Source organism: Bartonella sp. AC329YNZD, from assembly GCF_042196685.1.
In the GTDB taxonomy this organism is placed as follows: Bacteria; Pseudomonadota; Alphaproteobacteria; order Rhizobiales; family Rhizobiaceae; genus Bartonella.
The window spans coordinates 1-836 of record NZ_JBHIQS010000099.1 but is presented as its reverse complement, the minus strand read 5'-3'; the positions used below and the strand labels follow the sequence as shown (position 1 = coordinate 836).

The following is an 836-nucleotide window of genomic DNA, read 5'->3' as shown; positions in this document are numbered from 1 at the left end:
ATTGATTGGTCAGAGGGACAGCATCCTAGCAGTGTGAACACGAGCGCCCGTGTGATGATGCAGCGCGTAAAGGAATACTTGTCAGACACGGGTGGAGAGCTTGAAGGGATTGTTACCAATGATCATGTCCAACAAACGAGCACGATAAGGCTTGAAAGTAGCTCACAGTTTTTAGGTTATCAGAATGGGATTGTTTTGCGTTTTATGGCGACGAGCAGGAATGTTGGAGCAACCACGATTGTCTTAAATTCTTTAGATGGCAAGCCGGTTTATAAAGCAACGGAATTAGGGGTTGATCCTTTATCAGGGGGCGAAATCCAACAAGGGTGCATTTATACATTGTTTTATAATGGAGATCATTGGCATCTCGTTAATCCTACCCCACTCCCTTTAGAAGAAGAAGAAAGCAGTCTTTATCCTACTGGATTTATAGGAACGTTTGGCATGCGCGGGATTCCAAAGGATTGGTTAATTTGCGATGGGAAGGCTTATTTGCGTCGTGATTATGGTGATTTATTTGCGACGATAGGCACGGTTTGGGGAGAAGGAGATGGTGTAGAAACCTTTAATGTTCCAGATTTACGAGGGATGTTTTTACGGGGATTTGATGGTGGCAGTAATCGAGACCCCCATCGTAGGCTTGGAAGTATTCAAACAGATTCAATCCAGTCTCACCAGCATGAAGGTCAGGCTCTTTCGATGCCCCATTTTACTAGTAATGAAGACTTTTGGGATGGGAATACGACAGATGTGTTGGGCTATCGTCTAGGCTTGTTTGGGGGTGGTTCTTTAGCGAATTTTATGGGCATAGAGCGTGAGAATTTAGGGGGCTATAT

The 836-nt window shown here is 44.5% G+C and carries 1 protein-coding gene; it reads left to right on the top strand.

What is annotated here, in order from left to right; all coding sequences use genetic code 11:
- A partial coding sequence (locus ACFIMW_RS09410; protein WP_375617400.1) for a phage tail protein occupies window positions 1-836 on the top strand: 836 nt, incomplete at both ends.